Origin of the sequence: Amycolatopsis sp. BJA-103 (assembly GCF_002849735.1) — a bacterium.
GTDB lineage: Bacteria > Actinomycetota > Actinomycetes > Mycobacteriales > Pseudonocardiaceae > Amycolatopsis.
Map to the genome: position 1 here is coordinate 8770403 of NZ_CP017780.1, position 25343 is coordinate 8795745.

At 69.9% G+C, this 25343-nt stretch carries 29 protein-coding genes; 15 read left to right on the top strand and 14 right to left on the bottom strand.

From position 1 onward, the window contains the following. Nucleotides 1-265 precede the first annotated feature (265 nt). On the bottom strand, nucleotides 266-940 hold the full coding sequence (locus BKN51_RS39775; RefSeq protein WP_101612460.1) for a lysophospholipid acyltransferase family protein: 675 nt from the start codon (nucleotides 938-940) through the stop codon (nucleotides 266-268). 51 nt (nucleotides 941-991) lie between these two features. On the opposite strand from BKN51_RS39775, the gene BKN51_RS39780 reads away from it, so the two are divergent. Further along, nucleotides 992-1933 (top strand): glucosyl-3-phosphoglycerate synthase, encoded by a 942-nt coding sequence (locus BKN51_RS39780; protein WP_101612461.1) that lies wholly within the window; start codon nucleotides 992-994, stop codon nucleotides 1931-1933. Here the strand turns inward: BKN51_RS39780 and cydC are convergent. The 4 genes from cydC to BKN51_RS39800 are packed head-to-tail and all read right to left on the bottom strand — an operon-like array spanning nucleotide 1848 to nucleotide 7231. Further along, nucleotides 1848-3491, bottom strand: a complete 1644-nt coding sequence (gene cydC / locus BKN51_RS39785) for a thiol reductant ABC exporter subunit CydC (protein ID WP_233223100.1) — start codon at nucleotides 3489-3491, stop codon at nucleotides 1848-1850. The two genes, BKN51_RS39780 and cydC, sit on opposite strands and share 86 nt — an antisense overlap. Continuing rightward, nucleotides 3488-5047: a thiol reductant ABC exporter subunit CydD gene (gene cydD, locus BKN51_RS39790; RefSeq protein WP_101612462.1), complete on the bottom strand. Its 1560-nt coding sequence runs from the start codon at nucleotides 5045-5047 to the stop codon at nucleotides 3488-3490. The genes cydC and cydD overlap by 4 nt, the downstream gene beginning before the upstream one ends. Before the next feature lie 9 nt (nucleotides 5048-5056). Then, entirely contained in the window at nucleotides 5057-6049 is a 993-nt protein-coding gene (locus tag BKN51_RS39795; protein WP_101612463.1) for a cytochrome d ubiquinol oxidase subunit II, read from the bottom strand. Between the two features lie 3 nt (nucleotides 6050-6052). Beyond that, the gene (locus tag BKN51_RS39800) at nucleotides 6053-7231 is read right to left on the bottom strand and encodes a cytochrome ubiquinol oxidase subunit I (RefSeq protein WP_101612464.1); all 1179 of its coding nucleotides are present in this window, start codon (nucleotides 7229-7231) and stop codon (nucleotides 6053-6055) included. Nucleotides 7232-7371: 140 nt separating this feature from the next. On the opposite strand from BKN51_RS39800, the gene BKN51_RS39805 reads away from it, so the two are divergent. Genes BKN51_RS39805 through BKN51_RS39835 form a run of 7 tightly spaced genes read left to right on the top strand, consistent with a single transcriptional unit; the run spans nucleotide 7372 to nucleotide 10988 of the window. Then, the gene (locus BKN51_RS39805; RefSeq protein WP_005155407.1) at nucleotides 7372-7698 is read left to right on the top strand and encodes a helix-turn-helix transcriptional regulator; all 327 of its coding nucleotides are present in this window, start codon (nucleotides 7372-7374) and stop codon (nucleotides 7696-7698) included. Beyond that, nucleotides 7695-8357 (top strand): permease prefix domain 1-containing protein, encoded by a 663-nt coding sequence (locus BKN51_RS39810; RefSeq protein WP_101612465.1) that lies wholly within the window; start codon nucleotides 7695-7697, stop codon nucleotides 8355-8357. The genes BKN51_RS39805 and BKN51_RS39810 overlap by 4 nt, the downstream gene beginning before the upstream one ends. After that, the gene (locus BKN51_RS39815; protein ID WP_101612466.1) at nucleotides 8354-9010 is read left to right on the top strand and encodes a permease prefix domain 1-containing protein; all 657 of its coding nucleotides are present in this window, start codon (nucleotides 8354-8356) and stop codon (nucleotides 9008-9010) included. The genes BKN51_RS39810 and BKN51_RS39815 overlap by 4 nt, the downstream gene beginning before the upstream one ends. Then, the gene (locus BKN51_RS39820) at nucleotides 9007-9681 is read left to right on the top strand and encodes a permease prefix domain 1-containing protein (RefSeq protein WP_101612467.1); all 675 of its coding nucleotides are present in this window, start codon (nucleotides 9007-9009) and stop codon (nucleotides 9679-9681) included. Before BKN51_RS39815 ends, BKN51_RS39820 begins: the two co-directional genes overlap by 4 nt. Continuing rightward, on the top strand, nucleotides 9678-9980 hold the full coding sequence (locus tag BKN51_RS39825) for a DivIVA domain-containing protein (RefSeq protein ID WP_101612468.1): 303 nt from the start codon (nucleotides 9678-9680) through the stop codon (nucleotides 9978-9980). Before BKN51_RS39820 ends, BKN51_RS39825 begins: the two co-directional genes overlap by 4 nt. Beyond that, entirely contained in the window at nucleotides 9977-10426 is a 450-nt protein-coding gene (locus BKN51_RS39830) for an SRPBCC family protein (RefSeq protein WP_101612469.1), read from the top strand. The genes BKN51_RS39825 and BKN51_RS39830 overlap by 4 nt, the downstream gene beginning before the upstream one ends. Next, nucleotides 10419-10988, top strand: coding sequence for a DNA-3-methyladenine glycosylase I (locus tag BKN51_RS39835; protein WP_101612470.1), 570 nt, complete (start codon nucleotides 10419-10421; stop codon nucleotides 10986-10988). Before BKN51_RS39830 ends, BKN51_RS39835 begins: the two co-directional genes overlap by 8 nt. On the opposite strand, the gene BKN51_RS39840 is transcribed toward BKN51_RS39835, so the two are convergent. Further along, complete coding sequence (locus tag BKN51_RS39840) at nucleotides 10985-11473, bottom strand: hypothetical protein (protein WP_101612471.1); 489 nt, start codon at nucleotides 11471-11473, stop codon at nucleotides 10985-10987. The genes BKN51_RS39835 and BKN51_RS39840 overlap by 4 nt on opposite strands. 122 nt (nucleotides 11474-11595) lie before the next feature. Then, entirely contained in the window at nucleotides 11596-12390 is a 795-nt protein-coding gene (locus BKN51_RS39845) for an enoyl-CoA hydratase/isomerase family protein (RefSeq protein ID WP_101612472.1), read from the bottom strand. A gap of 196 nt (nucleotides 12391-12586) precedes the next feature. On the opposite strand from BKN51_RS39845, the gene BKN51_RS39850 reads away from it, so the two are divergent. Further along, a complete protein-coding gene (locus BKN51_RS39850; protein ID WP_005155393.1) occupies nucleotides 12587-12754 on the top strand; it encodes a DUF3117 domain-containing protein in 168 nt (55 codons plus the stop codon). Nucleotides 12755-12845: 91 nt separating this feature from the next. Continuing rightward, entirely contained in the window at nucleotides 12846-14321 is a 1476-nt protein-coding gene (locus BKN51_RS39855) for a leucyl aminopeptidase family protein (protein WP_101612473.1), read from the top strand. Nucleotides 14322-14329: 8 nt separating this feature from the next. Here BKN51_RS39855 and BKN51_RS39860 read toward each other — a convergent pair whose 3' ends face one another. Both BKN51_RS39860 and BKN51_RS39865 read right to left on the bottom strand, forming a co-directional pair. After that, nucleotides 14330-14941, bottom strand: a complete 612-nt coding sequence (locus tag BKN51_RS39860) for a phosphatase PAP2 family protein (protein WP_101612474.1) — start codon at nucleotides 14939-14941, stop codon at nucleotides 14330-14332. Between the two features lie 70 nt (nucleotides 14942-15011). Further along, entirely contained in the window at nucleotides 15012-15896 is an 885-nt protein-coding gene (locus BKN51_RS39865) for a LysR family transcriptional regulator (RefSeq protein ID WP_174720512.1), read from the bottom strand. 78 nt (nucleotides 15897-15974) lie between these two features. Here BKN51_RS39865 and BKN51_RS39870 point away from each other — a divergent pair, with 78 nt between their 5' ends. Next, the gene (locus BKN51_RS39870; RefSeq protein WP_101612476.1) at nucleotides 15975-17237 is read left to right on the top strand and encodes an MFS transporter; all 1263 of its coding nucleotides are present in this window, start codon (nucleotides 15975-15977) and stop codon (nucleotides 17235-17237) included. Between the two features lie 16 nt (nucleotides 17238-17253). Here the strand turns inward: BKN51_RS39870 and BKN51_RS39875 are convergent, their stop codons facing one another. Beyond that, nucleotides 17254-17904 (bottom strand): O-methyltransferase, encoded by a 651-nt coding sequence (locus tag BKN51_RS39875; RefSeq protein WP_076163290.1) that lies wholly within the window; start codon nucleotides 17902-17904, stop codon nucleotides 17254-17256. A gap of 178 nt (nucleotides 17905-18082) precedes the next feature. Between BKN51_RS39875 and sigE the strand changes: the two genes are divergently transcribed. Both sigE and BKN51_RS39885 read left to right on the top strand, forming a co-directional pair. Beyond that, on the top strand, nucleotides 18083-18703 hold the full coding sequence (sigE, locus tag BKN51_RS39880) for an RNA polymerase sigma factor SigE (protein ID WP_101612477.1): 621 nt from the start codon (nucleotides 18083-18085) through the stop codon (nucleotides 18701-18703). Next, the gene (locus BKN51_RS39885) at nucleotides 18700-19377 is read left to right on the top strand and encodes an anti-sigma factor family protein (protein WP_101612478.1); all 678 of its coding nucleotides are present in this window, start codon (nucleotides 18700-18702) and stop codon (nucleotides 19375-19377) included. The genes sigE and BKN51_RS39885 overlap by 4 nt, the downstream gene beginning before the upstream one ends. Nucleotides 19378-19386: 9 nt before the next feature. Here the strand turns inward: BKN51_RS39885 and BKN51_RS39890 are convergent, their stop codons facing one another. Beyond that, on the bottom strand, nucleotides 19387-20034 hold the full coding sequence (locus BKN51_RS39890) for an LppU/SCO3897 family protein (RefSeq protein WP_101612479.1): 648 nt from the start codon (nucleotides 20032-20034) through the stop codon (nucleotides 19387-19389). 160 nt (nucleotides 20035-20194) lie between these two features. On the opposite strand from BKN51_RS39890, the gene BKN51_RS39895 reads away from it, so the two are divergent. Continuing rightward, nucleotides 20195-21736, top strand: a complete 1542-nt coding sequence (locus tag BKN51_RS39895) for a S1C family serine protease (protein ID WP_101613744.1) — start codon at nucleotides 20195-20197, stop codon at nucleotides 21734-21736. 55 nt (nucleotides 21737-21791) lie between these two features. Beyond that, entirely contained in the window at nucleotides 21792-22214 is a 423-nt protein-coding gene (tatB, locus tag BKN51_RS39900) for a Sec-independent protein translocase protein TatB (protein WP_101612480.1), read from the top strand. A 160-nt stretch (nucleotides 22215-22374) separates the two neighbouring features. Here the strand turns inward: tatB and BKN51_RS39905 are convergent, their stop codons facing one another. The 3 genes from BKN51_RS39905 to BKN51_RS39915 are packed head-to-tail and all read right to left on the bottom strand — an operon-like array spanning nucleotide 22375 to nucleotide 25339. Next, nucleotides 22375-23520 carry an Mrp/NBP35 family ATP-binding protein gene (locus BKN51_RS39905; RefSeq protein ID WP_101612481.1) on the bottom strand — a complete coding sequence of 382 codons (1146 nt, stop codon included), beginning with the start codon at nucleotides 23518-23520 and terminating at the stop codon, nucleotides 22375-22377. Between the two features lie 9 nt (nucleotides 23521-23529). After that, the gene (locus BKN51_RS39910; RefSeq protein ID WP_101612482.1) at nucleotides 23530-24039 is read right to left on the bottom strand and encodes a DUF1003 domain-containing protein; all 510 of its coding nucleotides are present in this window, start codon (nucleotides 24037-24039) and stop codon (nucleotides 23530-23532) included. Then, the gene (locus tag BKN51_RS39915) at nucleotides 24032-25339 is read right to left on the bottom strand and encodes a magnesium transporter MgtE N-terminal domain-containing protein (protein ID WP_101612483.1); all 1308 of its coding nucleotides are present in this window, start codon (nucleotides 25337-25339) and stop codon (nucleotides 24032-24034) included. Before BKN51_RS39915 ends, BKN51_RS39910 begins: the two co-directional genes overlap by 8 nt. Nucleotides 25340-25343: the final 4 nt, after the last annotated feature.

Here is a 25343-nt window from a genome sequence, read left to right on the forward strand (position 1 = left end):
ATGAAGGCCCCCTTGCTTGCGCCTAGGTACAGGAAGGGGGCCTTCATGTACTTGGGGCGGAGCGAAGGTCGAGTTCGCGGACCCAGGGTCCGTGAAGGGACCCTTGAGGGACCTGGAAGTACGTGAAGGCCTCCTTCCCTACCCTCAAGGTAGGGAAGGAGGCCTTCACGGCATGTGGAGGTCGCGGGGCCGCGGGGAGCAAGGGACCTTTGCTATCGCCGGGCCCGGGTGCCGCGGCGCGTGTCATGAAAGGAAAGCCGGAGTGTCAGGCGGCGCTTTGGTCAGGGCGTTTGTGGTACGAGTCCACGTACTCCTGCCCCGAGAGCTCCAGGATCGCGTACATGATCTCGTCGGTCACCGAGCGCCGGATCGCCGGCGACGAGTCCTGTCCCTCGTACCGCGAGAAGTCCAGAGGCGTGCCGTAGGTGACCGTGATCTTCGCGCGCCGCGGGATCCGTTTCCCGGCGGGCTGCAGGTCTTCGGTGCCGGACAGGGCGACGGGGACGACCTTCGCGCCGGTCGCGAGCGCCAGGGCCGCGACACCGGTGTGGCCGCGGTGCAGCCGTCCGTCCAGCGAGCGGGTGCCCTCGGGGTAGATCGCGAACGCGCCGCCCGCGTCGAGCACCTTCCGCGCCGCTTCCAGCGCGGCGAGACCGGCCTGCGCGTTGCCGCGTTCGACCGGGACGTAGCCGAGCCCGCCCAGGAAACCGGCCATCATTTTGCCCCTGAGCCCACGGCCGGTGAAGTACTCCGCCTTGCCGAGGAACTTGACCTGCCGCATCGCCGTGAAAGTGATCACGCCGGTGTCCAGGGCCGCCCGGTGGTTGGGCGCCAGGAGCACCGGCCCCTCGGCGGGGATGTTCTCCACGCCGCGGATCTCGGGGCGGTACAGGGCCCTGACCAGCGGACCGAGTACGAAACGGACGAGTAGCGGTAGCAAGGTTCCTCCATCGACGGGGTGTCGGACTCCAGCATGGCACGATCACTACTCATGAGTTGGTTCGAGCGGCGTACGTGGCAGAACCCCGGTTGGACGCTCGACGACATCGTCGCTGCGAAGGGTGACCGGACGGTTTCGGTCGTGCTACCGGCACTCGACGAACAGGACACCGTCGCCGAGGTCGTCGGCACGGTCCGCCCGTTGCTGGGCACGGTCGTCGACGAGCTGGTCGTGATGGATTCCGGGTCCACCGACGCCACCGTCGAGCTCGCCGCCCGCGCCGGCGCGCGGGTGGTGCATCGCGAGGATGTGCTCCCCGGGCTGCCGCCGGTGCCCGGCAAGGGCGAGGTGCTGTGGCGGTCGCTGGCCGCGACGACCGGTGACGTCGTCGTGTTCCTCGACTCCGACCTCGTCGACCCGGACCCGGCCTTCGTGCCGACCCTGCTCGGGCCGCTGCTCTGCGAAAACGGTGTCCACCTGGTCAAGGGGTTCTACCGGCGGCCGCTGCGGCTGGAGAGCAGCGGCGGTGGCCGGGTCACCGAGCTACTGGCGCGGCCGGTCCTTTCGGCGCTGCGCCCGTCGCTGTCGGCGCTCATCCAGCCTTTGGGCGGCGAGTACGCCGCGACGCGCAAGTTCCTCGAGTCAGTGCCCTTCGCGGCCGGGTACGGCGTCGAGATCGGGCTCATCCTCGACGCCGAAGCGCGCTACGGCCTCGAAGGGCTCGCGCAGGTCAACCTCGGCGTACGCAAGCACCGCAACCGTTCGCTGCTTCAGCTGGGCGTGATGGCCCGGCAGATCCTCGGGACGGCGCTCGCGCGCTGCGGCATCAAGTCGGACGACCCGGCGCTGTTGACACAGTTCGCGCAAGTAGAGGACGAGTGGCTGCCTGAGGTGGCCGAGGTGTCGATCAGCGACCGGCCGCCGATGCGGGAAGTGCGCGGCCTAACCCAGACCCCGCCCCACCACCACCCTCAAGGGACAGGCTGCGCCTGACTGGTTGCACTAAACGTAGTACCTCGTCGAACCCGGCCACATGCGCTTCACGGTGCGTCACGAGGACGACGGTGCCGCGCGCGGCCGCGAGCACGTCCGCCAGGACGGCGTCGCCGTGCTCCGGGTCCAGCCCCTCGACCGGCTCGTCCAGCACCAGGACCGGCGGCGCGGCCAGCACCGCCCGCGCGAGCACGAGCCGCTGGCGCTGCCCTCCTGACAGAGCGTCGCCGTCGGAACCGGCTTCGCGATCCAGCGGCAGGTCGAACCCCGCCGTCGCGCAGGCGGCGAGCAACTCGGCGTCCGAAGAACCGGGCTTCGCGAGCAGCAGATTCTCCCGGACCGTCGTGTGGAAGACGTGCGCGTCCGCGAGCGCGCCCGAAACCACCGACGGCAGCAGCGCCGGATCGTAGACGTCCAGCGGCTTTCCGTTCAGCAGAGCGCGCCCGGAGGTCGGCGCCACGGAACCCAGCAGCACGTTCAGCAGCGTCGTCTTCCCGGCGCCGCTCGGCCCCAGGATCCCGACCCGTTTGCCCGGCGGCAGATCGAGGTCGACGCCGTCGAGCGCCGCAGCCCTGCCCTCGAACCGCACGCCGACGCCTTCGAGCCGCAGGTGTCCAGGCTCGGGCACCAGTGTCCCGCGCGCGGGCGCGGGCTCGGTCAGCAGCGCGCGCACCCGGCCCGCCGATGCCCGGACCTCGACCCAGCGCTGGGCGGCGGCGGCCAGCGGGAGGACCAGCTCGAACACGGTCAGCGCGCCGAGGGCCAGTGCGGCGGTCAGCGGCGGCGAAACCCCGGCGGTCAGCGCGATCGTGACGCAGGTCAGCAACTGGACGAGCATCCCGGCCGCGGTCAGCAGGCTGGTCCGGTTCGCCGTCGCCCGGTCCCGGACGGCGAGCGCGTCGACGGCGGTGTGCGCGGCGTCCACAGTGGACTCGTGCACGCCGTGGGCGATCAGCTCCCGTCGCCCGGTGATGAGCTCGACCGCGCGTTCGGCGAGATCGGCCCGCGCCGGAGCGCTCTTCTCCGCCGCCGCGCGAGTGATCCGCACGCACAGCCACGGCAGCCCGATCCCCGCGACGACGAGCCCGAGCGCCAGCACCAGACCGGCCGTCGGGCTGACGATCAGGGCGAACGTGGTCGACACGATGCCCACGAAGGCGGCGACCCCGGCGGGCAGCAGGCAGCGCAGGATCGCGTCCTGCACGGCGTCCACATCGGACACCAGGCGCGTGACGAGGTCACCGCCGGAATGCCGGGAAACCCGGTGCGGCAGCAACGACGTGTACACGCGGGTCCGCAGGGCGCCGAGATAACGCAGGACGACCTCGTGCCCGGCGAGCCGTTCCGCGTAGCGCAGCCCGCCGCGCAGCAACGCCAGCGTCCGGACGGCGACGATCGCCACCGTGAGCGAAGCCAGCGGCGGCCGCTCGGCCGCCTTCAGCAGCAGCCACGCGGCGGTGGCCATCAGCGCCAAGCCCGCCAGTTCCGCACCGGCCGCGATCAGCCCGGCGCGGACCAGCCGGACGACGTCCTTCGCGGACACACCCCAGACGTTCACACCAGTTCCCGTTCTCTTACGGCGCCATCGCGGACTTCGAGGACGCGGGAGGCCAGCGCGGCCATCGCGGGCCGGTGCGCCACGAGTACCGCGGTCCGGCCGGTGAGCAGTTCGCGGGTCGCGGCCAGCACGGCCGCCTCGGTTTCCGCGTCGAGCCGGGCGGTCGGTTCGTCGAGCAGCACCAGGCCCGCTTCCGTGCGGGCCAGTGCCCTGGCGAGGCCGAGCCGTTGCCGCTGCCCGGCGGAAAGCGGCGCGCCCAGCTCCCCGATCCGGGTCCGGTAGCCGTCGGGCAACCCCCGCACGACCTCGTCGAACGCCGCCGCGCGGGCCGCCGCCTGGACGTCCGGCACCTGGCCCATGGCGATGTTCTCCTCGACGGTTCCGGTGAACAGGGTCGGCCGCTGCGGCACCCACGCCACCCCGGCGCGCCACGGCGCCGGATCCAGTTCGCGCAGGTCGACGCCGTCGATGAGGATCCGGCCGGACGTCGGCGTGACGAAACCCAGCAACACCGCCAGCAGGGTGCTCTTCCCGGAACCGCTGGGACCGACGAGCGCGACGTGCTCGCCCGCCTCGATCGTCATGTCCACTTCGGACAGAACGGTCTCGCCGCCGTACGCGACGCTCACCTGCTCCAGCACGATCCGCGGCGCACCGCGGCGGGCCACCTGCGAACCCCGGACGATCTCCTCCGCGGGGACGGCCAGCGCCTCCTTCACCGTCGCGAGCCCTTCCGCGCTGGCGTGGAACTTCGCCCCGGCCGCCCGCAACGGCAGATAGGCCTCGGGCGCGAGCAGCAGGACCAGCACCGCGGTGTGCACGACCATCCCGCCTTCCAGCAGGCGGAAGCCGATAGGCACCGCCACGAGCGCCACCGACAGCGTCGCCACCAGTTCCAGCACCAGCGCGGACAGGAACGCGACCCGCAGCGTGCGCATCGTCGCGTCCGTATGCGCGTCCGCCATCGCCCGCACGGTCTTGGCCTGCGCGTCGGCGCGACCGAACACCTTGAGCGTGCCGAGACCGCGGACGACATCGAGGAAATGCCCGCCCAGCTTGGAAAGCAGCGCCCACTGCTTGGCCGTCTTCGCCTTCGTGTGCTGGCCGACCAGGATCGCGAACACCGGGATCAGCGGCAGCGTCGCGGTGATGATCAGTGCCGACGCCAGATCCGCGGCGAACAGCCGGACGAGCACCGCGACCGGCACGATCGCCGACAGCACCACCGTCGGCAGATATCCCGTCAGATAGGCATCACTCGCGTCGATCCCCTTGGTCACCAGCGCCGCGACCTCACCGGGCTTTTCCGCTTCCGCGCCGAGAAGCCGTTTGCGCAGCCCGGCTTTGACCGTCGCCGCGAACCGGCCGCCGACGGAACCCTGGACGCCCGCGAGCAGCACCCGGACCGCGATGGCGGCCGCGAGCGTCCAGGTGACACCGCCGCCGGTCAGCAGCGTCGCGAGGCCGTCCGCCTGGACGAGGATCGCCGCGGCGGTCAGTGTTCCGAGAACGGCCAGAACGCCGAAATGGCGTCGCAGTCCGGGAAGGGGAGGCATCATCGGCTCCTAGAAGTGCAGCAGCGAGCGCTGGTCGACCCGGTCGCCGTGCCTGCGCCAGGTCACCCACTGCACGGCGGCGATCGCCACCAGCGCGGGCGGACCGACGATGGTGAGCAGATCGAGGGTCTCGGTACTGGTGGCCGCTTCCGTCAGGCTCAGCGAAAACCCGCCGTCCACAGAGGACACGAGCGCATCCGGAAGGCGCAGTGTCCCGACGGCCAGCACCGGCGACGCGGACAGGACCATCGTCGCGATCAGCGCCGCCTTGTGCCGACCCGCGCGCAGTGCCGCGGCCGCGACGCCGAGCGCGCCGAACGCCAGCACGATCGCGGGCAGCACGGTCCACGACGCGGTGGTCTCGACGGCGCCCCAGCCGACCGCCACGACCAGGAACGCGAGCGCCGGCGTGAGCAGGGCCTTGGCGATCCGGTTCGCGCGGGCGGTGAAGTCGGCGGGCGCCCGGACGGCGAGGAAAGCCGCTCCCTGCAAGGCGAACAGCGCGACGAACCCGGCACCCCAGATCAGCGCGTACGGATCGAACACGGCGAGGACACCGCCGGTCGGCTGCCCGGCGGCGTCGAGCGGGAGCCCGAGGACGAGGTTGCCGAGGAACACGCCCCAGGACACCGCCGTCACCCAGGCGCCGACGGTGATCGCCAGCGTCCAGGCACCGCGGCCGGCGTCCGGCCGCCTGCTGCGCAACTGCACCGCCGCGGTGAACGCGACCAGCCCGAGCAACAGCGTGACGACCGGGAGATAGGCCCCGGAGAACACTTTTCCTTCCAGATGCGGGAAAGCGCCGAACAGGACGCCGACCGCGGCCACCAGCCAGACCTCGTTGGCCAGGAAGAACGGGCCGAAGGCACCGAGGACGCGCCGTCGTCCTTCCTCGTCACGGCTGAACCTGCCGAGCAGCATCCCGACGCCGTAGTCGTAGCCCGCCAGCGCGAAATAGCCGGAGATCAGGAAACCGAGCACACACCACCACAGGATCACCATGGGTCAGACTCCGCTCAGGACGGGAAGTTCGGCACGAGGCGGCGCCGCCTCTTCTTCGGGTTCCGGGCCGCGTTTGGCGACCCGGGACATCAGCACCCAGTCGGCGATCGCGAGTGTCGCGAACAGCACGGTGAACGCGATGAAGGAGAACAGGATCTGGCCCGCCGGGATCGACGCGACGGCGTCGGCGGTGGTCAGCTGCCCGCGGATCAGCCACGGCTGCCTGCCGATCTCCCGGACCAGCCAGCCGGAGATCGCGGCGAAGAACGGCAGCGGGATGGCCAGCACCATCAGGTACAGCAACGGCCGCACCCTGGTGATCCAGTTCCGGAACAACAGCAGCGTGCCGAGGATCGAGGCCAGGAAGGCGATGAAGCCGATCTGGATCATGAGCCCCAGCGGGGCGCCGACCAGCGGTTCCGGTGCTTCGAGCTTGCCGGGGTGGTACTCCCCGAGCGGGCCGAACTGGGCGAACCCGAAGCCGATCACCATCGTGCTGCCGACCAGCGAGGTGAGCACGCCGATCCGCATGGAGGTCCGGAAGAACTCGATCTCCTTGGTGCGCTTGATGAAGTGGTGCGCGCTGACGCCGACCACGAAGAAACCGCCGGTCATGAGCGCCGCGCTCAGCACGTGCGGCAGCGACATCGCCAGCGCCGGGTTGGTGAACAGCGCGCCGAAGTCGTCGAGTTTCAGCACACCGTTCTCGGCATGTGTGCCGACCGGGTTCTGCAGGAACGAATTGGCCACCATGATGAACAGCGCCGAGGCGTACGCGGTCAGCGTGACCAGCCAGATCAGGGTCAGGTGGACCCATTTGTTCAGCCGCCCCCAGCCGAAGATCCACAACCCCAGGAAGGTCGATTCGGCGAAGAACGCCACCAGCGTCTCGATGGCCAGCGGGGCGCCGAAGACGTCGCCCGCGACCGTGGACAAGCCTGTCCAGGTCAGCCCGAACTGGAATTCCATCACGATTCCGGTGACGATTCCCAGCGCGTAATTGATCACGTAGAGCCTGCCCCAGAAGCGGGTCATCCGCATCAGTTCAGGCTTGCCGCCGAATGCGGAGCGTGTCTGCATCACCGCGACGAGTGTCACGAGCCCCAGTGTGAGCAGAACGAACAGGAAGTGGAACGAGGTCGTCGTCGCGAACTGGAGTCTCGCGATCGGGAGTGCGTCCATGCCGATGCACTGTATACGTAGGCTGGCTACATGTAGGCACGAAATCTATGAATTAAGGGTCATCTCCGGGACATTCCCTGAGGCCGTCCCCGGAAAGACCCGGCTACCCTGGTAGGCGGCGATGTGTAGACTGTCTATCTATGAAGGCCGACAGCCTGCGCGGGCACCTCGACGCGCTGCTCCTCGCCGTCCTCGACGGCCGGAAGCTGCACGGGTACGCCATCATCGAGGCGCTCCAGCTCCGCAGTGACGGTGCGCTCGACCTGCCGACGGGCACCGTCTACCCGGCGCTTCGCCGGTTGGAGCGCGCCGGTTTCCTCGCCAGCGAATGGGACGTCGTGTCCGGCCGCAAACGTCGTACGTACAAGCTCACCCGCTCCGGGCAGAAGGCGCTGGCGGCGGAACGGGCCGAATGGCAGGAGTTCACCACCGTGATCGGTGGTGTCCTCGGGGGGAGCACGGCATGAGCGCCATCGAGGCCTACATCGGTGATCTGGACAGACGGTTGAGCGGATCGGCGGGGGCCAAGGCTGATCTGCTCACCGAAGCGAGGGATGGTCTTTCCGACGCGGCCGAGGCTTATCGCGAGGGCGGTGCCTGCCAGGGGGATGCCGAGCGGCGCGCCGTCGCGGACTTCGGCCCGGCCGGCCTGATCGCCCGTGACTACCAGGCCGAACTGGCATTGCGCGGCGACATCGGCACCCTGTGGAAGGTCATCGTCGGTGTCCCGCTGTTCCAGGTGAGCTGGGAGCTGGCACGGCTCTGGACCTACGGGGATTGGGACAACCTGGGAATGCCCCCGGAGTGGTACCTGTCCGTCATCGAACTCTTCGGCGTCCTGGTCATCGTTTCGCCCCTGATCGGAGCTGTCGCGCTCTTCGGCGCCCGCCGGCTGGGGCGCAGGCTCGACAGCGTGCGGCTGGGGAAGGTGACGCGGTGGACGGTGGGCGCCGCGTCGATCACGAACCTGCTGGCGCTGCTGCTGCTCACCGTGGGCACCTCGGTCCTCGACCCGTCCAGGATGAACATGAGCCTGCCGTGCAACGTTCTGGCGGCCGGCTGGGCGGTGTTCAGTTTCTGGCTGCTCCCGGCGGTCTTCCGGTCCCGGCCCCTGGCCGTCGCATGAGCGCCATCGAGGCCTACGTCGGCGATCTGGACAGGCGGCTGAGCGGTCCGGTGGGGGCCAAGGCCGATCTGCTCACCGAGGCGAGAGACGGTCTGATCGACGCGGCCGAGGCCTACCGCATGGGCGGCTTCGACGAGGCGGACGCGGAACGCCGTGCCGTCGCCGACTTCGGCCCCGCCGACCTGATCGCCCGTGACTACCAGGCGGAACTGGGACTACGGCGCGACATCCGCGTCCTGTGGGAACTGATCGTCGGTGTCCCGCTGCTGATCCTCGCCTGGGATCTCGCGCGCGGGCTGAGCTCCGGCGGCTGGTCGCGGTTGGGGCAGCCGCCGTCCTGGTACTACCGCGCGATCGGCCTGGCCGACGTGCTGGCCGCGCTGTCCCCGATCGTCGCGATCGGCGGGCTGATCGTCGCCCGGCTGCTCTCGCGGCGGCGGGAAGGGCCGTCCGTCGCTCGCGTGGTCTCGTGGTCGCTGGCCGCGGCGGTGGGGCTGAACCTTCTCGCGGTCACGACGTACGGCGGTGCGACAGGGTTCCTGGAGCCCGCCCGGCTGCTCGTCAGTGTGCCGTGCGCGGTCCTGTCCGGAACGTGGATCCTGTTCAGCCTGCGGCTCACGGTCGCCGCGCGGAGCCGGAGAATCACGGCATGACGGTGATCGAGGCCTACCTCGGTGAGCTGCGCACCCGGCTGGACGGCCCGGCGTCGGCGAAGCGGGATCTGCTGCGCGAGGCGCGGGACGGGCTCAACGACGCCGCCGACGCCTACCGGGAGGGCGGCTGGAGCGAGCACGACGCGCAACGGCGTGCCGTCGACGACTTCGGGCCGGTGCACCTGATCGCGCGGGACTACCAGGCCGAACTGGGCATGAACAGCGGGACCCGCACCCTGTGGAAGCTGATCCTCGGGGTGCCGTTGATGCAGCTGGCCTGGGAGTTCGCCCGCAAGTGGACCTTCGGCGACTGGTCGCAGCTCGCGACGCCGACACCGGGTTGGTACAAGTACGTCGCCCAGTTCACCCACGGCTCGGTGTTCGTCGTGCCGCTGCTGGGGGTGTTCGCGCTCGTCTGCATGCGCTGGCTCTCCCGGCGGATGGACGGGAGACGGCTGGTCAGGACCGCGGGCGTGCTGATCGGCGAGGCCGTCGGGCTGAACCTGTTTTCGGTGGCGCTGCTGGTGTTCGCCACCGGGCTCATCGACGCGTCACGGCTGTTCCTGTCGGTGCCGTGCGGGATCCTGATGGTGCTTTGGGTGGTGGTCAGTGTGCGACTCGCGTTGCTGGCGAGACGATCGTGGCGTTCGTGTGCCACGATCGTGCCGTGACGACCGCCCTGATCTATCTCGTAGTCATGCTGCTGGTGGCCGCGGTGGTGTTCCTGCTGGCCGCCGTGGTGTTCGGCAGGGGTGAGGAACTGGCCCCGCTGCCCCCGGGCGGCTCGCCGACCAGGCTGCCCGCCGAAGACATCACCGCCGAGGACGTCTACGCCGTCCGCTACCAGATGGTGCTGCGCGGGTACAAGATGTCCGAAGTGGACTGGGTGATGCGGCGCCTCGGCGTCGAGCTCGAGGAGCTGCGGTCCAGGGTGGCCGAACTGGAAGCCGAGCGCGAGGGCGCCAGGTGACCGATGTCGTCGTCTCCGTCGACGTCGGGGTACCGGCCGGGACGGCTTGGCTCGCCCTGACCGACTGGGAACGCCAAGGCGAATGGATGCTCGGCACCGAGGTCAAGGTCGTCGAGGGCAACGGGCGCAGTGTCGGCTCGAAGCTGTCGGCCTTCACCGGCGTCGCCGGGATCGGGTTCACCGACACCATGGAGATCACCAGCTGGGAGCCGCCGCTGCGCTGCGTCGTGCGGCATCTCGGCAAGATCGTGCAGGGCACCGGGGTCTTCCAAGTGATCGAGAAGGGGCCGCATTCGTCGACGTTCGTCTGGGCGGAGCATCTGCGGCCGCCGTTCGGCGTCGTCGGACGGCTCGGCTGGCCGGTCGCGAAACCGGGCTTCGAACTGGGACTGCGGCTGTGCCTGCAGAAATTCGTGAAGTACGCGGAGGGGTACCGGGTTGGCTGAGGCGGGTCTGCTGGGCGCGGACGGGATCAAGCGGTGCTCATGGGGCAACTCCGCCCCGGATTACGTGGAGTACCACGACACCGAATGGGGCGTCCCGCTCCACGGTGACGAGGAGTTGTACGAACGCCTGTGCCTGGAGTCCTTCCAGTCCGGGCTTTCCTGGATCACGATCCTGCGGAAGCGGGAGTCGTTCCGGAAGGCGTTCAAGAAGTTCAAGCCGAAGAAGGTCGCCGTCTTCACCGACGACGACGTCGAACGGCTGATGCAGGACGCGTCGATCGTGCGGAACCGGGCGAAGATCCTGGCGGCGATCAACAACGCCAAGGCGATCGGGGAACTGGACGGTTCGCTGGACGACCTGCTGTGGTCGTTCGCGCCGTCACGGCACAAACGGCCTCGCACGATGGGCGACGTCCCGGCGATCACCGACGAGTCGAAGGCGATGGCGAAGGAGCTCAAGAAGCGCGGCTTCGCGTTCCTGGGGCCGACGACCTGCTACGCGCTGATGCAGGCGACGGGGATGGTCGACGACCACGTGAAGGACTGCTTCCGGGCGGGTTAGGCGCCGCTCCGGCGGTGGAGGTCTTCGGCCAGTCGCTCCAGCTTCCGGTAGCTGCCGTCGAGTTCGATCACTCCGCCGTCGCGCAGTTCGATCGTGCACTTCGCGACGTAGGCGACGGGGATGAAGTTCAGCCAGTGCTCGACGCTCTTGTAGCGCACTGCGCGGACTTCGGCCCAGGTGATCGCGTGCGGGATCTTGCGCCCGTGGACCTCGGCGAAGCCGCCGGTGAAGACGTAGATGCCGCCGTCGAGGCGTTTCCTCGTCGAGTAGCACCAGGCGAGGAACAGCGGCGGCCACAGGAACAGCACGACGCCGAGCGCCTTCACCGGGTCTCCGCCGAGAGTGCCGATGAGGATCCCGCCCGCCAGTGGGGCGAACGCGAAGAAGGTGCCTGTCAGGCCCGGCCTCCGGCGGTAGCGGGTGACGCAGTCGCCGAGGTCGTGCTCCGCGGCTTTCGCCTGGAGGCGGGCCGGGGTCGGGGTCACCGCCGAACTTTATCCGCTCAGGCTCGGTACCGGTCCCGAATGCGCCTCCCGCGCGCTATGAAAGGCCCGTTACTTGCAAATTTTGCAAGTAACGGGCCTTTCATAGCGTCTCTTGGGGGCGCTTACTTGCCTTGGAAGGTCGGCTTGCGCTTGCCCACGAAGGCCTCGACGGCCTCGGTGTGGTCGGCGGTCGCACCGAGCGCGGCCTGAGCGTCGTCCTCGGCGGCGAGCGCCTCGTCGAGCGAGGACTCGGCGGCGACGGACAGCACGTTCTTGATCTTCGCGTACGCGACCGTCGGGCCGGCCGCGAGCTTCGCGGCGAGCTTCTGTGCGCGGGCCGCCAGTTCCTCGTCCGGGACGACCTCACTGACCAGGCCGAGCGTCAGCGCCTCGGCCGCGTCGACCGTGCGCGCCAGCAGCATCAGTTCGGCCGCGCGGCCGAGGCCGATCAGCCGCTGCAACGTCCACGACGCGCCCGAGTCCGGCCCGAGGCCGACGTTCGCGAACGCCATCAGGAAGTTCGCCGACGTCGACGCGATGCGGAGGTCGCTCGCGTAGGCGAAGGCGGCGCCGGCGCCGGCCGCCGGGCCGTTCACCGCTGCGATGACCGGCTTCGGCATCCCGACGATGGTCTTGACGATCGGGTTGTAGTGCTCCTTGACCGTGTGTAGCGGAGCCGGGTCACCCGCTTGCAGCAGCCCGACATGCTCCTTCAAATCCTGCCCGGCGCAGAACGCCTTGCCCGAACCGGTCAGCACCACCGCGCGGACACTGTCGTCGGCCGCGGCCTCGCGCAGCCCCGCCAGCAGCAGTTCCTTGAGTTCGACGGTCAGCGAGTTGTACGCCTGTGGCCGGTTCAGCGTGAAGGTGCGCACGCCATCGGCGTCGGCGGTCAGCAGAACGTCGGATGTGGTCACGGGATCTCCTAGTCGGCGAAACTGCGGTCTGAGACGAAGTCTTTCAGCCTCGCGAGCCGCATACCAGCACCGATACGGCGGCAAAAGATCGGTCCGCGTTCGCGCTCGGCCGCTGATGAGGGACAATGGACAGTAGACCCGGCTGGCTTTGACGAGCGCGACCCGGGCGCGCCGGTTGAGACGGAGGGAGCACGCTATGGCGGCCATGAAGCCCCGGACCGGAGATGGTCCCCTCGAAGTGACTAAGGAGGGGCGGGGCCTCGTGATGCGCGTACCACTCGAGGGTGGTGGGCGCCTCGTCGTCGAACTCTCCGCGGAAGAAGCGAAGGATCTCGGCGCGGCCTTGCAGGAGGTCACCGGCTGAGCCCGGACCGCACCTACGTTCAACCACCCGCACCCCGGTCTCCGTTCGGAGGCCGGGGTCGCGGTTCATCTGCGCCCGGAGGTCGCTCACTGTGCGTAACCCGCTACCCCCCGTTCCGGGGAAGCTGCTCGAACTAGAGGTCTCGGACGACCTGCGGCGCGGGACGCCGCTGGCCACGCTGATCGCGGCGCCGTCCGAAGAGGACGGTGACGCCGGACTCGCGGAGATCGGCGGTGTGCGGCCCACCGGCAAGGCCGGGGACGTGCAGACCGTGCCGACCGGCCGCACCCGTTGGCTGGCAGGCGTCGGCGACGGTGAACCACGGCAGTACCGCAAGGCCGGTGCCGCACTGGTCCGCGCCGTCTCGGCGGCGCTGGACGAAGACGTCAAAGCGGGCGAGAAGGCGTTCCGCGGCTTCGCCGTCGAGCTGCCCGAGGACGTCGGCGCCGAGCACCTCGAGGAACTGGCTTTCGGGCTGCTGCTCGGCGGATACCGGTTCACGGTGACGGCCGAGGAGCCGAAGCCGAGCCTGCGGACCGTGCGCTTGCTCACTCGCCACGAACGCGCCGTGCCCGCGTACGACAAGGCGCTCGAGCGGATCCGCGAACTCGCCGCGGCCGCCTCGTTCGCCCGCGACCTGGCGAACGCGCCTTCGAACATCAAGACCCCCGCCTGGCTCGCCGACACCGCCGCGCGCGCCGCCGGCGGTATCCCGAACCTGACCGTTTCGGTCCGGGACGAGAAGTGGCTGGCGGAGCAGGGCTTCGGCGGCGTCCTCGCCGTCGGCGGCGGCTCGGCCGCTCCGCCGCGGCTGATCGAGCTGGAGTACCGGCCGCGCGGGGCGGCGACGCATCTGCTGCTGGTCGGCAAGGGCATCACCTTCGACACCGGCGGCCTGTCGATCAAACCGGCCGACGGCATGCACCTCATGCGCACCGACATGGCGGGCGGCGCGGCGATCATCGCCGCGGTCCGCGCGATCGCCGCGCTGCGCCTGCCGGTCAAGGTGACCGGGCTCGTGCCCGCCGCCGAGAACCACGTGTCCGGTTCGTCGTACCGGCCGGGCGACATCGTCCGCCACTACGGCGGCAAGACGACCGAGGTGGGCAACACCGACGCCGAGGGCCGCATGGTCCTCGCCGACGCGCTCGTCTACGGCATCAAGAAGCACAAACCGGACGCCGTGATCGACGCGGCGACGCTGACCGGCGCCATGAAGGTCTCGCTCGGCGTCCGGACCGGCGGCGTGTTCGCCTCCGACGACGCGCTCGCGGAGCGGGTCACGAAGGCGGGCGAGCGGGTCGGCGAGGCGTGGTGGCGGATGCCGCTGCTGGAAGACCTGGCCGAGACCGTGCAGGGCTCACTCGGCGACGTCCGGCAGGCGCCCGGTGGCCCCGGCGGCATCGTCGCGGCGCTGTTCCTGCGGGAGTTCGTCGGCGATGTGCCGTGGGCGCATCTCGACATCGCCGGCCCCGCGCGGGCCGACAAGACCTACGCCGACGTCGTGCCGGGAGCCACCGGTTTCGCCGCGCGGACGCTGGTCGAACTGGTCGCTTCCTACGCCTGACCTGCGGTTCACCGACGGGGCGGCAGCAAGGGACCTTTGCTGTCGCCCCGCGTGCGCACCCTGGGCATGGGCTGGGTCGGCGCGTCACCGGCATGCGCGGTGAGCCTGCGGGCGATGCCGGTCGCGGGGCCCTTCAGGTACCGGAACACGAGCCACGCCGTCACGGAGCCGAGGACGAGACCGGCGAGGACGTCGTGCGGGTAGTGCGCGCCGACGAAGACCCGGGAGAAGCCCATCAGCAGGGCGCCCGGAAGCACCCATGGCGCAAGCCGTCGCCAGGCGAGGGCGAGTCCGACGGCGGCCGCCGCCGCGACCGTGGAGTGGTTGCTCGGGAAGGACCAGTCGCCGATCGGCGGGCAGTCGACGAGCGTGACGAGGCTCCGGCACGGCCGGTCCTCGCGGATCACGCTCTTCGCCCCTTCGCTGATCAGGTACGCGATCGCGCACGCGCCGGGCACCAGCAGCGACACCGCGAGCCGGGTGGGCGAGGTGCGGGCCCGCCAGGCGACCCAGACCATCAAGGCGGCGAAGATCAGCATTCCCGCGTCGGTGAACAGGATGCCGGAGGCCTGAAGCCAGCTGGGGCTCTCGCCGGCCATCTCCACGATGTCGTCGTACATTCACCCTAAGTTAGCGAAAACGACATCGGCACCGCCTTGCACCACCGTCAAAGGCCGCCCCTGACGATCGTCACCACTGCTGAGCGCGGACCCGCTCCCGGAACCGCATGACCGCGGGAGTCAGGACGACGTCCTTCCGCCACGCCAGCCCGATGGTCCGCCCGACCGGCGGCACCAGCGGGACTTCGGCGACGCCCGCCGGGCTGCCGGGTTCGAACCGGGGGAGCAGCGCCACCCCGAGCCCGGCCGCGACCAGTCCTCGGACGGTGTCGGACTCCTGGCCCTCGAAGGCGATCTTCGGCTCGAAGCCCGCTTCGGCGCACAGGTCGTCTGTGATGGTGCGGAGGCCGTAGCCGGTCTCGAGGAGGACGAACTCCTCGTCCTTGAGATCTTCGATGGCCGCGCTGGGGCGCTCGGCGAGGCGGTGTGACGTCGGGACGGAGAGGAAGATCTCCTGCTCGGCGAGCACGGCGGTGTCGAGAAGCGGGTCGTCGACCGGGGCGGGCGCGAGCAGCGCGAGGTCGAGTTCGCCGCTGGTCAGCCTGTCGACCATGTCCTGACGTGAGCCTTGGACCAGCGTGAAGCGCACGTGGGGATGGTCCGCGCGGTAGCCGCGGAGCAGAGTGGGGACCAGCGAACGGCCGAGCAGGTGCAGGAAGCCGAGGACGATGTGCCCGGATCCCGGGTCGACCTCTTCGCGGGCTTGGCGGACTCCGGCGTCGACGGCGGCGAGGGCCCGTTCGGCGGCGTCGGCCAGCAGTTCGGCGGCCCGGGTGAGCCGGATGCCGCGGCCGTCGGGGACCGTCAGCGGGGCGCCGAGCGCCTCGCCGAGCGCCGAGATCCGGCGGCTTACCGTGGGCTGCGGGACGCCGAGCAGTTCGGCCGCGCGTGTGACGTTCGTCGTGCGGCGAAGTGCGGTGAGCAGCGCGAGCTGGGGGGCTAGCTGGGCGGTCATCCTTTCATTCAGCACGGTATCGATTGTGACAGATGAGCGTATTGGACGTATTGATTAGCCCGGCTTAGCTTCAAGATCGTGCCTGCCACCGGAACCACCCGCCGGGTCACGATCGCCGTCGCCGCGGCCGGGATCTCCTCGTTCGCCCTTCTCTACGCGCCACAGCCGGTGCTGCCGCAGTTGGCCGAGCAGTACCACCTCGACCCTGGCGGCGCGTCGCTCGCGGTGAGCGTCGCGACCGGCGCGCTCGCGATCGCCGTCCTGCCGATCGCGGCGCTCTCCGAGGTGGTGGGACGGCGTCCGGTGATCATCGCCTCGGTGGTCGCGTCGGTCGTGTTCGGTTTCCTGCTGCCGCTGGCGCCCAGCTACCCGGCGCTGCTGGTGCTGCGGGCACTGCAGGGGATCGCCATCGCGGGGTTCCCCGGAGTGGCCGCGGCCTACCTCGCGGAACGGCTCGGCAAGGCCGGGCTCGCGGCCGCGGTGGGCGCGATGATCGCCGGGAACACCGTCGGCGGCATGGTCGGCAGGCTCGCGGCCGGGTTCACCGCCGGTCCGTTCGGCTACCACGGCGCGCTGCTCGTCGTCGCCGGGATCGGGCTGGTCTGCGCGGTGGTCACGGTGCTGGCCCTGCCACCGGGGGAGCAAGGGACCTTTGCTATCACTTCCGACGATCGTCGCAGGTCAGAGCGGCTGCGCGAGCAGGGCAGGGCAGTGCTGGCCGGGCTCGGAGCGGCCGTCCGGAAGCCGGTCCTGCTGGTCCAGTACGCGGTCGCGCTGCTGGCGATGGGCTCGTTCGTCGCGCTGTACAACGCCGCCGGATTCCGCCTGACCGGCGAGCCGCTGAACCTCTCGCCCGCGATCGCGTCGCTCGTCTTCCTCGCCTACGCGATGGGCTCGGTCTCGTCGGCGACCGCGGGCAGGCTCGTCGGCCGGTTCGGGCGCCGCCGGTCGCTCGCGGGCGCGCTGCTGCTCACGATCGCGGGCGCCGCGCTGACGCTGTCCGACTCGCTGTCGCTGGTCATCCTCGGTTTCGTGGTGCTGACCGGCGCGTTCTTCGCCGCGCACGCGGTCGCCAACGGCTGGGCCGCCGCGGAGGCGCCTGAGAACGCCCGAGGCCAGGTCGGCGGGCTCTACACGCTCTCGTACTACCTCGGCAGCAGCATCGGCGGCGCCGTCGGCGCGACCGTCTACGGGCACGCGGGCTGGACTTGGCTGATCGTGCTCACCGCCGCCTGGCTCGCCATCGCGGCGGTCGCCGTGCTGAAGGGGACTTTCCCCGCATCGCACGTGGTGAAAGCGCCCTTCGCCGCGTCCGACGCGGTGAAAGCGTCCTTCAGATGACTGCGCGAGTCCCTTGCTACGCGATCGCGGCGACCAGCAGCCCGCCGCCCACCGGCAGCAGCGCCGGGACCAGTCGCTCGTCCTCCCGGAAGGCCCGCGCGACCTCGCGCAGTGCCAGCGTGTCCGGATCGCGCCGTGAGGGATCCGTCACTCGGGCGCCGGAGACGTTGTGGAACGCCAGTATCCCGCCGGGCCGGAGCAGCGCGACAGCCTTCTCGTAGCAACTCGGGTACTCGATCGGCGCCGAATCGACGAACACCAGGTCGTAGCCGCCGGGGGTGAGCCGGGGGAGGACGTCGAGCGCGCGGCCCATGATCAGCCGGGTCCGTCCCGGCGGGTAGCCGGCCTCCCGGAACGCGGACCTGGCCGCCCGGTGGTACTCCGGCTCGATGTCGATCGAGGTGAGGATCCCGTCGTCGACCATGCCCCTGAGCAGGCACAACCCGCTCACGCCCGCCCCGGTCCCGACCTCGACGACGGCTTTCGCGCGCAGTGTCGTGGCGAGAAAACGCAGCGTCGCGCCCGCGCCCGCGCTCAGCGGACCGCACCCCAGATCGGCCGACCGCGCCCGCGCGGTGGCCAGTACCTCGTCGTCGGGGAGGTACCCGTCGACGAGGTCGGCGTCGGCGGCCTCGGCTGGCGAGCCCGCATGCGTCCCGGAATTCACACGCGGAGGTTAGCGCTGCCTGTGGACAAAACAGCGAAGACTCCCTGGTACCGACTTCTCAGCCTCTTCTCAGTCCTGTCTCACTAGAAACATAAGCAGGCCGGACAGACTGGGTCTCGACAACGGGAACACCGTGCACATCGCCCGCGTTGGGTGGAGTAGTTGGGAGAAGACGCTGATGGAGGTGCCTACTTCCCCGATGCAGGAGACGATGCAGGACCAGCACGCGGACCAGGTCACGCCGGTGACCGTGGACGAGACCGCATGGACGCCACCCTCGTGGGACGAGGTCGTGCGTGAACACGCCGACCGCGTCTACCGGCTGGCGTACCGACTGACCGGTAACGCCCACGACGCCGAGGACCTGACGCAGGAGACCTTCATCCGGGTCTTCCGTTCCCTCGCGTCCTACAAGCCCGGCACGTTCGAAGGCTGGCTGCACCGCATCACCACGAACCTCTTCCTCGACATGGCCCGCCGCCGCTCACGCGTGCGGATGGAAGGCCTCCCCGAGGACACCGACCGCATCGTCGGTGACGACCCGAGCCCGGAGCAGGTCTACTCGGACACCCATCTCGACCCGGACCTGCAGGCCGCGCTCGACGAGCTGCCGCCCGAGTTCCGTGCCGCGGTCGTGCTGTGTGACGTCGAAGGCCTCTCGTACGAGGAGATCGGCGCCACTCTCGGTGTCAAGCTCGGCACCGTGCGCAGCCGGATCCACCGTGGCCGCCAGGCGCTCCGCGCTTCTTTGGAGCGTCGTCGCGCCGCGGCGCAGGAGTCTGCGAGGGTGGGGGTATGACCGCACCGCGAGGCTGGGGACTCCCCGAGTCGCATCTGCTTCCGGACGCCATCGTCGCCTTCGTGGACGGCGAGCTGACCCTCGGCGCCCAGGACAGGGCATCGGCGCATATCGCCCGCTGCCCGTCGTGTGCGGCCGAGGTCACCGCGCAGCGCCAGGCCGTCACCGCCGTGAAGCAGGCGGGAGCCCCGTCGATGTCGGCGGGTTTCCTGGCCAGCCTGTGCTCCATCCCGCAGAACACCGAACTTCCCGGCGCGCCGGACAACCTGGCGATGACGGCCGACGGTCAGCTGGTGGCCATCCAGCGGCCCGACAGGGTCGCCGGACTTCGTGACACCGGAGTGCTGGGCGGGACAGCCCCGTTGGGCTCATCGGCGCCACTGGGCCAGTCCCCGAATGTCCTCGGTGGTGGAAAGTTCGGCCTCGCACGGCGGAAGTACGCGCAGGGCGCCGGCGTCGTCGTTTCGGGTCTGGTGCTGAGCGCCCTGGCCCTGGTCGCGACCTCGGGTGAGGGCGTCGAAGACCAGCCGAGTCCCGCGTTCGTACCCCCGCAGGGTGTCAACGCCGGTCTGCTGCCCGCGCAGCTGGGCGGCGGCACCAAGCCGGAACCGTCGCACAGCCCCGCGCCGAGCCCGAGCACGTCGAGCCTGCCCGTGCCCATCTCGGCCCGCTGATCCGCTTCGTCAGGGCTTGACGAAGCAGATCGTCGCGCTCTTGAAGTTCGAAGTCCCGTAGCTGGCGTAGGAGATGACCTCCGCCGTGCCTTCGGCGCACGGACTGTTCACCACGCTCATCTGCGGGAAGACCTCGCTGATCCTCAGCCGCGCCGAGCCGCAGTCCTTCAGCGGCGGCGGGGTCTTGCTCTCGATGTCGTCGAAGCACAGCCCGACCTTGGCGTTGATCGCCAGGCACAGGGCGACGCCGTCGCCGCGACCCGGCCGGGGGACGGTGTACTGGTAAAAACCGTCCTTGCAGTTCCAGTCGCCCTTGGCGACGCCGGTGAGGCTCACCGCGTAGGGCGCCTGCGGGGAATCACACGACGTCTTGGCGGCGTCCGCCTCCTTGCCGGAGCCGGTCAGCACGACGCAGTCGCCCTCGGTCAGGCCTTTCGCCTGTTTCTCCGGCCCGACGGCCGCCTTCAGCACGAAGATCAGGCCGATCCCGCCGCCGACCACGACGAGCGCGCCGACGAGCAGCAGCACTTTCAGCTTGGTGGACAAGCCCTTCTTCTTGGGCGGTTGCTGCGGCCAGCCCTGCTGCTGGGGCCACTGCTGCTGTTGCTGGGACCACTGCTGGTGAGGTGGGAACTGTCCCCCGTGATTTTCCGACATGCCGGTTAGACTGCCAGACGTGAGACATGGTTGCTTCAAGTGTCACATTTCTGGCCGATCCGGGGAATCAACGCGCACTTCACCGTGGTCACGGCAGAATCCAGGGCAAGGCCTGGCGTACTCTCGCGTCCGGCCAACCTGATCTCAGCCCCGGGGAATGATGACCGAGCAGCCGAACGCGAATCCGCAGCAGCCTGGTGACCCGGCGGGGGATCGGCTGGCACCGCGCCCGCTGGCCAGGCCCGCCGTCGATCCGGCGCAGGCGGCCACGTTCGGCAGGCCGCGTGGCGTCGACGGCGCCTTCGACAAGCTGTACCAGCCCGGGACGAACGGGCAGGCCGCGCCGGGGATGAACCTGGCGCCGCCGACGCCGGAATCGCTCGCCGAAGCCTTCCGCCGCCCGCCGGGCGCCGAGGGCGTCGTGCTGGAGCGGCCGCACGGGAGCAACGGCTCCGAAGCTTCCACGAACGGCGCGGAAAGCCCGCTCTGGACCACGACGTCGGACCCGTGGCGCGACCCCTCCTCCGGCGCGGTGCTCGCCGGGCCCGCCGTGCAGCAGGAGTCGGAAGCCGAGAAGGACGCGAAGCGCCCGCAAGGTGCGCTGCTGAGCCTTCCGGAGGTCCTCTTCGGGCGTCGCGTGCAGACGAAGGCGCTGGCGATCCTCGTCGGCGTCGCGCTGGTCATCGGTGCCGCGGGCGGGCTGATCGGCTGGTGGTTCGCCGACACCGGCACCGAGCTGACAGGGCAGGCCAGCATTTCCGAGGCCGACGCGGCCAAGGAGCGCCCGGCGGGCTCGATCGCGGACATCGCCCACCGGGTGGCGCCCGCCGTGGTCTCGCTCGAGGTGTTCAAACCCGGCGCCGACTCCGGCCAGCAGGGCTCCGGCGTCGTCATCGACACCCAGGGCTACGTGCTCACGAACGAGCACGTGATCTCCGCCGCGACGGCCGACACGGCCACCAAGGTCACCGCCGTGTTCTTCGACGGCAGGCGCGTCGAGGCGAAGGTCGTCGGCGCCGACGCCAAAACCGACCTGGCGGTGGTCAAGGTCGACGTCAAGAACCTGACCGCACTGCAGGTCGGGAAGTCCGCGGACCTCGCCGTCGGCGATTCGGTGATCGCCGTCGGTTCGCCGCTGGCACTGCAGAACTCGGTCACCGCCGGCATCGTGAGCGCGCTCAACCGCCCGGTGACCGCGGGCGGCGACGGCGGCAGCGCCCCGGTGATCTACGAAGCCATCCAGACCGACGCCGCGATCAACCACGGCAACTCGGGCGGCGCGCTCGTCGACGCGACCGGCGCGCTGGTCGGGATCAACTCGGCGATCCGCTCGTCCAGCGCCGAGGGCGGCAGCATCGGCATCGGCTTCGCCATCCCGAGCGACTACGCGGTGAAAATCGCGAAAACACTGATCAAGGACGGAAAAGTCGTCCACCCCGACATCGGCATCAACGCTTCGTCGACCGTCGCGGGCTCCAGCACCATGGGCGCGCAGGTGCGCAATGTCGCCCCCGGCGGCCCGGCCGCGTCGGCCGGGATCAAGGAAGGCGACGTGATCACCGAGGTCGGCGGACGGCTCGTGCGCGACTCGGCGGAGTTGCTCGTCGCGGTCCGCGCGCGCGAAGTCGGCGAGATGGTCCCTGTCCGCCTTGTCCGAGATGGGTCTTCACTCGTCGTGGACGTGAAACTGGCCTCGGACTAGCAAGTTCGGACGGGTACCCTGAACGGGGAAGACGCCGAGGCGGAGGTTCACACGGGTGTTCGAAAGTGTCGGCTGGGGCGAGATCCTCATCATCATCGTCGCGGGTCTGTTCATTCTCGGTCCGGAGCGGCTCCCTGAAGCGGCGGCGTGGATAGCGAAGAGCGTCCGCAAGGTCCGCGAGTTCGCGACCGGGGCCAAGACGCAACTGCGTGAGGAGATGGGCCCGGAGTTCGATCAGCTGCGCAAGCCGCTGGAGGACCTGCGAGGCCTGCGGAACTTCGACCCGAAGCGGGTCGTCACCCAGCATTTGTTCGACGGTGACTCGGATCCGCTGGGGCTCAAGGACGTCAACGGCACCAATGGCGCCAACGGTGCCACGAACGGCGCTTCGAAGCCCAACGGCTACCCCGCGACCGCCGCGCAGCCCGAGCCGCTGAAGCCGGGCGAGCGCCCTCCGGTCGACCCCGACGCCACCTGACCCCTCCCGCGTTTAGTCCTCTAGTTGCGGTCCTTGCACGCGCAAGTACCGCAACCAGTCCTCTAGTTGCGTGGTACTCCGAATGCTATGAAGGGGACTTTCATTGCAAAATTTGCAATGAAAGTCCCCTTCATTGCGTCAGCGGGGGACGGACCCGAGATCAGCGCCCCGCGGGAGTCACGTTCAGCATCATCCCGGCCAGCCCGCGCGCCCGGACGGTCAGCTTCTTCGCCGCCTCCTTGAGCACGAGCGACGCCGGCGCGTCCGGCTCCGCCAGCACGATCGGCGTGCCCGCGTCGCCGAGGGTGACCACGTGCGGGTCCATCGGGATCTGCCCGAGCAGCGGCACGGTCGAGCCGACCGACTTCGACAGCGAGTCGGCCACGGACTGCCCGCCGCCGGAGCCGAAGATCTCCATCCGCTCGCCGTCGGGCGTTTCGAGCCACGACATGTTCTCGATGACCCCGGCGATCCGCTGCCGCGTCTGCAGCGCGATCGCGCCCGCGCGCTCGGCCACCTCGGCGGCCGCCTGCTGCGGGGTGGTGACGACCAGGATCTCCGCGTTCGGGATGAGCTGCGCCACCGAGATCGCGATGTCGCCGGTGCCCGGCGGCAGGTCCAGCAGCAGGATGTCGAGGTCGCCCCAGAAGACGTCGGCGAGGAACTGCTGCAGCGCGCGGTGCAGCATCGGCCCGCGCCACACGACGGGCTGGTTGCCCGGGGTGAACATGCCGATCGAGATGACCTTCACGCCGTGCGCCTGCGGCGGCATGATCATGGTGTCGACCTTGGTCGGCTTTTCGTGCGTGCCGAGCATCCGCGGCACCGAGTGGCCGTAGATGTCCGCGTCGACCACGCCGACGGAGAGCCCGCGCTCGGCCATCGCGGCCGCGAGGTTCACCGTCACCGAGGACTTGCCGACGCCGCCCTTGCCGGACGCGACGCAGTAGACCCGCGTCAGCGAACCCGGCTGCGCGAACGGGATCACCGGTTCGGTGGCGTCACCGCGCAACGATTTTCGCAGTTCCGTACGTTGCTCGTCGTTCATGACGTCGAGCTCGACCTTGACGTCGCTGACGCCAGGGAGCTTCGCGACGGCATCGGTGGTGTCCTTGGTCAGCGTCGCCTTCAACGGGCAACCGGCGACCGTCAGGTAGATCCCGACGGTGACCACACCGTCCGAACCCACCTCCACGCCCTTGACCATGCCGAGGTCGGTGATCGGTTTCTTGATCTCCGGGTCGTACACGGCCTTCAGCGCGGTGCGGACATCGTCGACGCTGGGGAGTTGCTGCGTACTGGTCACGCCTCCATGTTACGTACCGGTAGCGGCACGGTCGGGTTTGCCCTTGCGCGGCTTGGCATCAAGATCCTCCCGGAGGCGGTCGAGCTCGCTCCGCAGGAAGTCGCGCGTGGCGACCTCGCCGACCGCGATCCGCAGTGACGCGAGCTCCCTGGCGAGGTATTCGGTGTCCGCCTTGGTCTGCTCGGCCCGATTCCGGTCTTCCTCCAGCGAGACGCGGTCGCGGTCGTCCTGCCGGTTCTGCGCCAGCAAGATGAGCGGAGCGGCGTACGCGGCCTGCGTCGAGAACGCCAGATTCAGCAGGATGAACGGGTACGGGTCCCACTGCAGGGAGACCGCCACCAGGTTCAGCACGATCCAGACGATGACGGTCAGGGTCTGCCAGAACAGGTACTTGCCGGTGCCGAGGAACCGCGCGACCCGTTCGGTGAGCTTGCCGAAGGTGTCCGGATCCATGTTCAGCCTGAACCGGCCTTGGCCGCGGGGCTGGTCCAGCCGCCGCCCGGACGTCAGCTCAGGCACGTTCGGCCTCCTCTGTGTCGACAGTGATATCGCCGGTGATGTCGTGCAGCCCGGTCTCGCGCCAGTCCTCCGGGAGCAGGTGGTCGAGGACGTCGTCGACGGTGACCGCGCCCAGTAGATGGTCCTCGGCGTCCACCACCGGCCCGCAGGTGAGGTTATAGGCGGCGAAGTAGCGGGTGACCTCGGACAAGGTGGCGTTCGGCCGCAGCGCGGGCAGCTGGCTGTCGACGGCGCTCGCCACCATCTCCGCGGGCGGTTCGCGCAGCAGACGCTGGAAGTGCACGACGCCGACGAAACGCCCGGTCGGCGTTTCCGTCGGCGGACGGCAGACGAACACCATGCTCGCCAGCGCCACCGGGAGGTCGGCGTTGCGGATGTGCGCGAGCGCCTCCGCGACGGTGGCGTCCGGCGTCAGCACCACCGGCTCGGGCGTCATCAGCCCGCCCGCGGTGTCGGAGGAGTACTTCAGCAGCCGCTTCACCGGCGCCGACTCCTCGGGTTCCATCAGCTCCAGGAAGCGGCTCTGCTCGGCGGGCGCCAGTTCGGCCAGCAGGTCGGCGGCGTCGTCGGGGTTCATCGTCTCGAGGATGTCGGCGGCCCGTTCCTCGGCGAGGTAGGACAGCAGTTCCTTCTGGTCGTCGTCGGGGAGCTCCTCGAGGAGGTCGGCGAGGTGCTCGTCGTCCATCGCGTCGGCGACCTCGTGCCGCCGTTTCAGCGGCAGGTCCCGCACGGTGGCGGCCACGTCCGCCGCGCGCATGGTGTCGAACAGCATCAGCAGCTGCGCCGCGCCCTGGGTCTGGCCGGTCAGGTCGGTGAGCCCGAGGCCGGACACCTCCGACCACGGCAGCACCTGCATCGGCGCGCGGCGCCTGCCGAGGCCGAGCCTGCTCGACCGCTCGCGGATCGCGAGTTTCGCGAGCACCCAGTCCCGGGTCCGCGTCGGCTCCATGGCGGCGTCGACGACCGTGACCCGGGTGTCCGAGCCCGCGAGCGTGGCGTACGCGTCGAACAGCTGCCCGACCACCAGCACCTCGTTGGGCCGCTGGTGGAACCGCCGCATGTTGACCGAACCGGTGGCGAGCGTGATGGCGGTCGGCTCGATCGAGGTCACGCGCAACATCGGCACGAACACCCGGCGCCTCGTCGTCAGCTCGACGACGATGCCCAGGATCCGCGGCGGCTGCTGGTCGAGCCGGAGACCCGCCACCAGGTCCCGCACCTTGCCGATCGATTCACCATCGGGTCCGAAAACCGGCAAACCGGCCAGCTGAGCTGCGAATACCCTGTTCAAGGCGGCCATGCCC

Coding starts and splice junctions, on each gene's coding strand:
- BKN51_RS39780 (WP_101612461.1), top strand. CDS start 992: ATGAGTTGGTTCGAGCGGCGTACGTGGCAGAACCCCGGTTGGACGCTC.
- cydD (WP_101612462.1), bottom strand. CDS start 5,047: ATGCCTCCCCTTCCCGGACTGCGACGCCATTTCGGCGTTCTGGCCGTT.
- BKN51_RS39795 (WP_101612463.1), bottom strand. CDS start 6,049: ATGGTGATCCTGTGGTGGTGTGTGCTCGGTTTCCTGATCTCCGGCTAT.
- BKN51_RS39800 (WP_101612464.1), bottom strand. CDS start 7,231: ATGGACGCACTCCCGATCGCGAGACTCCAGTTCGCGACGACGACCTCG.
- BKN51_RS39805 (WP_005155407.1), top strand. CDS start 7,372: ATGAAGGCCGACAGCCTGCGCGGGCACCTCGACGCGCTGCTCCTCGCC.
- BKN51_RS39810 (WP_101612465.1), top strand. CDS start 7,695: ATGAGCGCCATCGAGGCCTACATCGGTGATCTGGACAGACGGTTGAGC.
- BKN51_RS39815 (WP_101612466.1), top strand. CDS start 8,354: ATGAGCGCCATCGAGGCCTACGTCGGCGATCTGGACAGGCGGCTGAGC.
- BKN51_RS39820 (WP_101612467.1), top strand. CDS start 9,007: ATGACGGTGATCGAGGCCTACCTCGGTGAGCTGCGCACCCGGCTGGAC.
- BKN51_RS39850 (WP_005155393.1), top strand. CDS start 12,587: ATGGCGGCCATGAAGCCCCGGACCGGAGATGGTCCCCTCGAAGTGACT.
- BKN51_RS39860 (WP_101612474.1), bottom strand. CDS start 14,941: ATGTACGACGACATCGTGGAGATGGCCGGCGAGAGCCCCAGCTGGCTT.
- BKN51_RS39865 (WP_174720512.1), bottom strand. CDS start 15,896: ATGACCGCCCAGCTAGCCCCCCAGCTCGCGCTGCTCACCGCACTTCGC.
- sigE (WP_101612477.1), top strand. CDS start 18,083: ATGGAGGTGCCTACTTCCCCGATGCAGGAGACGATGCAGGACCAGCAC.
- BKN51_RS39885 (WP_101612478.1), top strand. CDS start 18,700: ATGACCGCACCGCGAGGCTGGGGACTCCCCGAGTCGCATCTGCTTCCG.
- BKN51_RS39890 (WP_101612479.1), bottom strand. CDS start 20,034: ATGTCGGAAAATCACGGGGGACAGTTCCCACCTCACCAGCAGTGGTCC.
- BKN51_RS39895 (WP_101613744.1), top strand. CDS start 20,195: ATGACCGAGCAGCCGAACGCGAATCCGCAGCAGCCTGGTGACCCGGCG.
- BKN51_RS39915 (WP_101612483.1), bottom strand. CDS start 25,339: ATGGCCGCCTTGAACAGGGTATTCGCAGCTCAGCTGGCCGGTTTGCCG.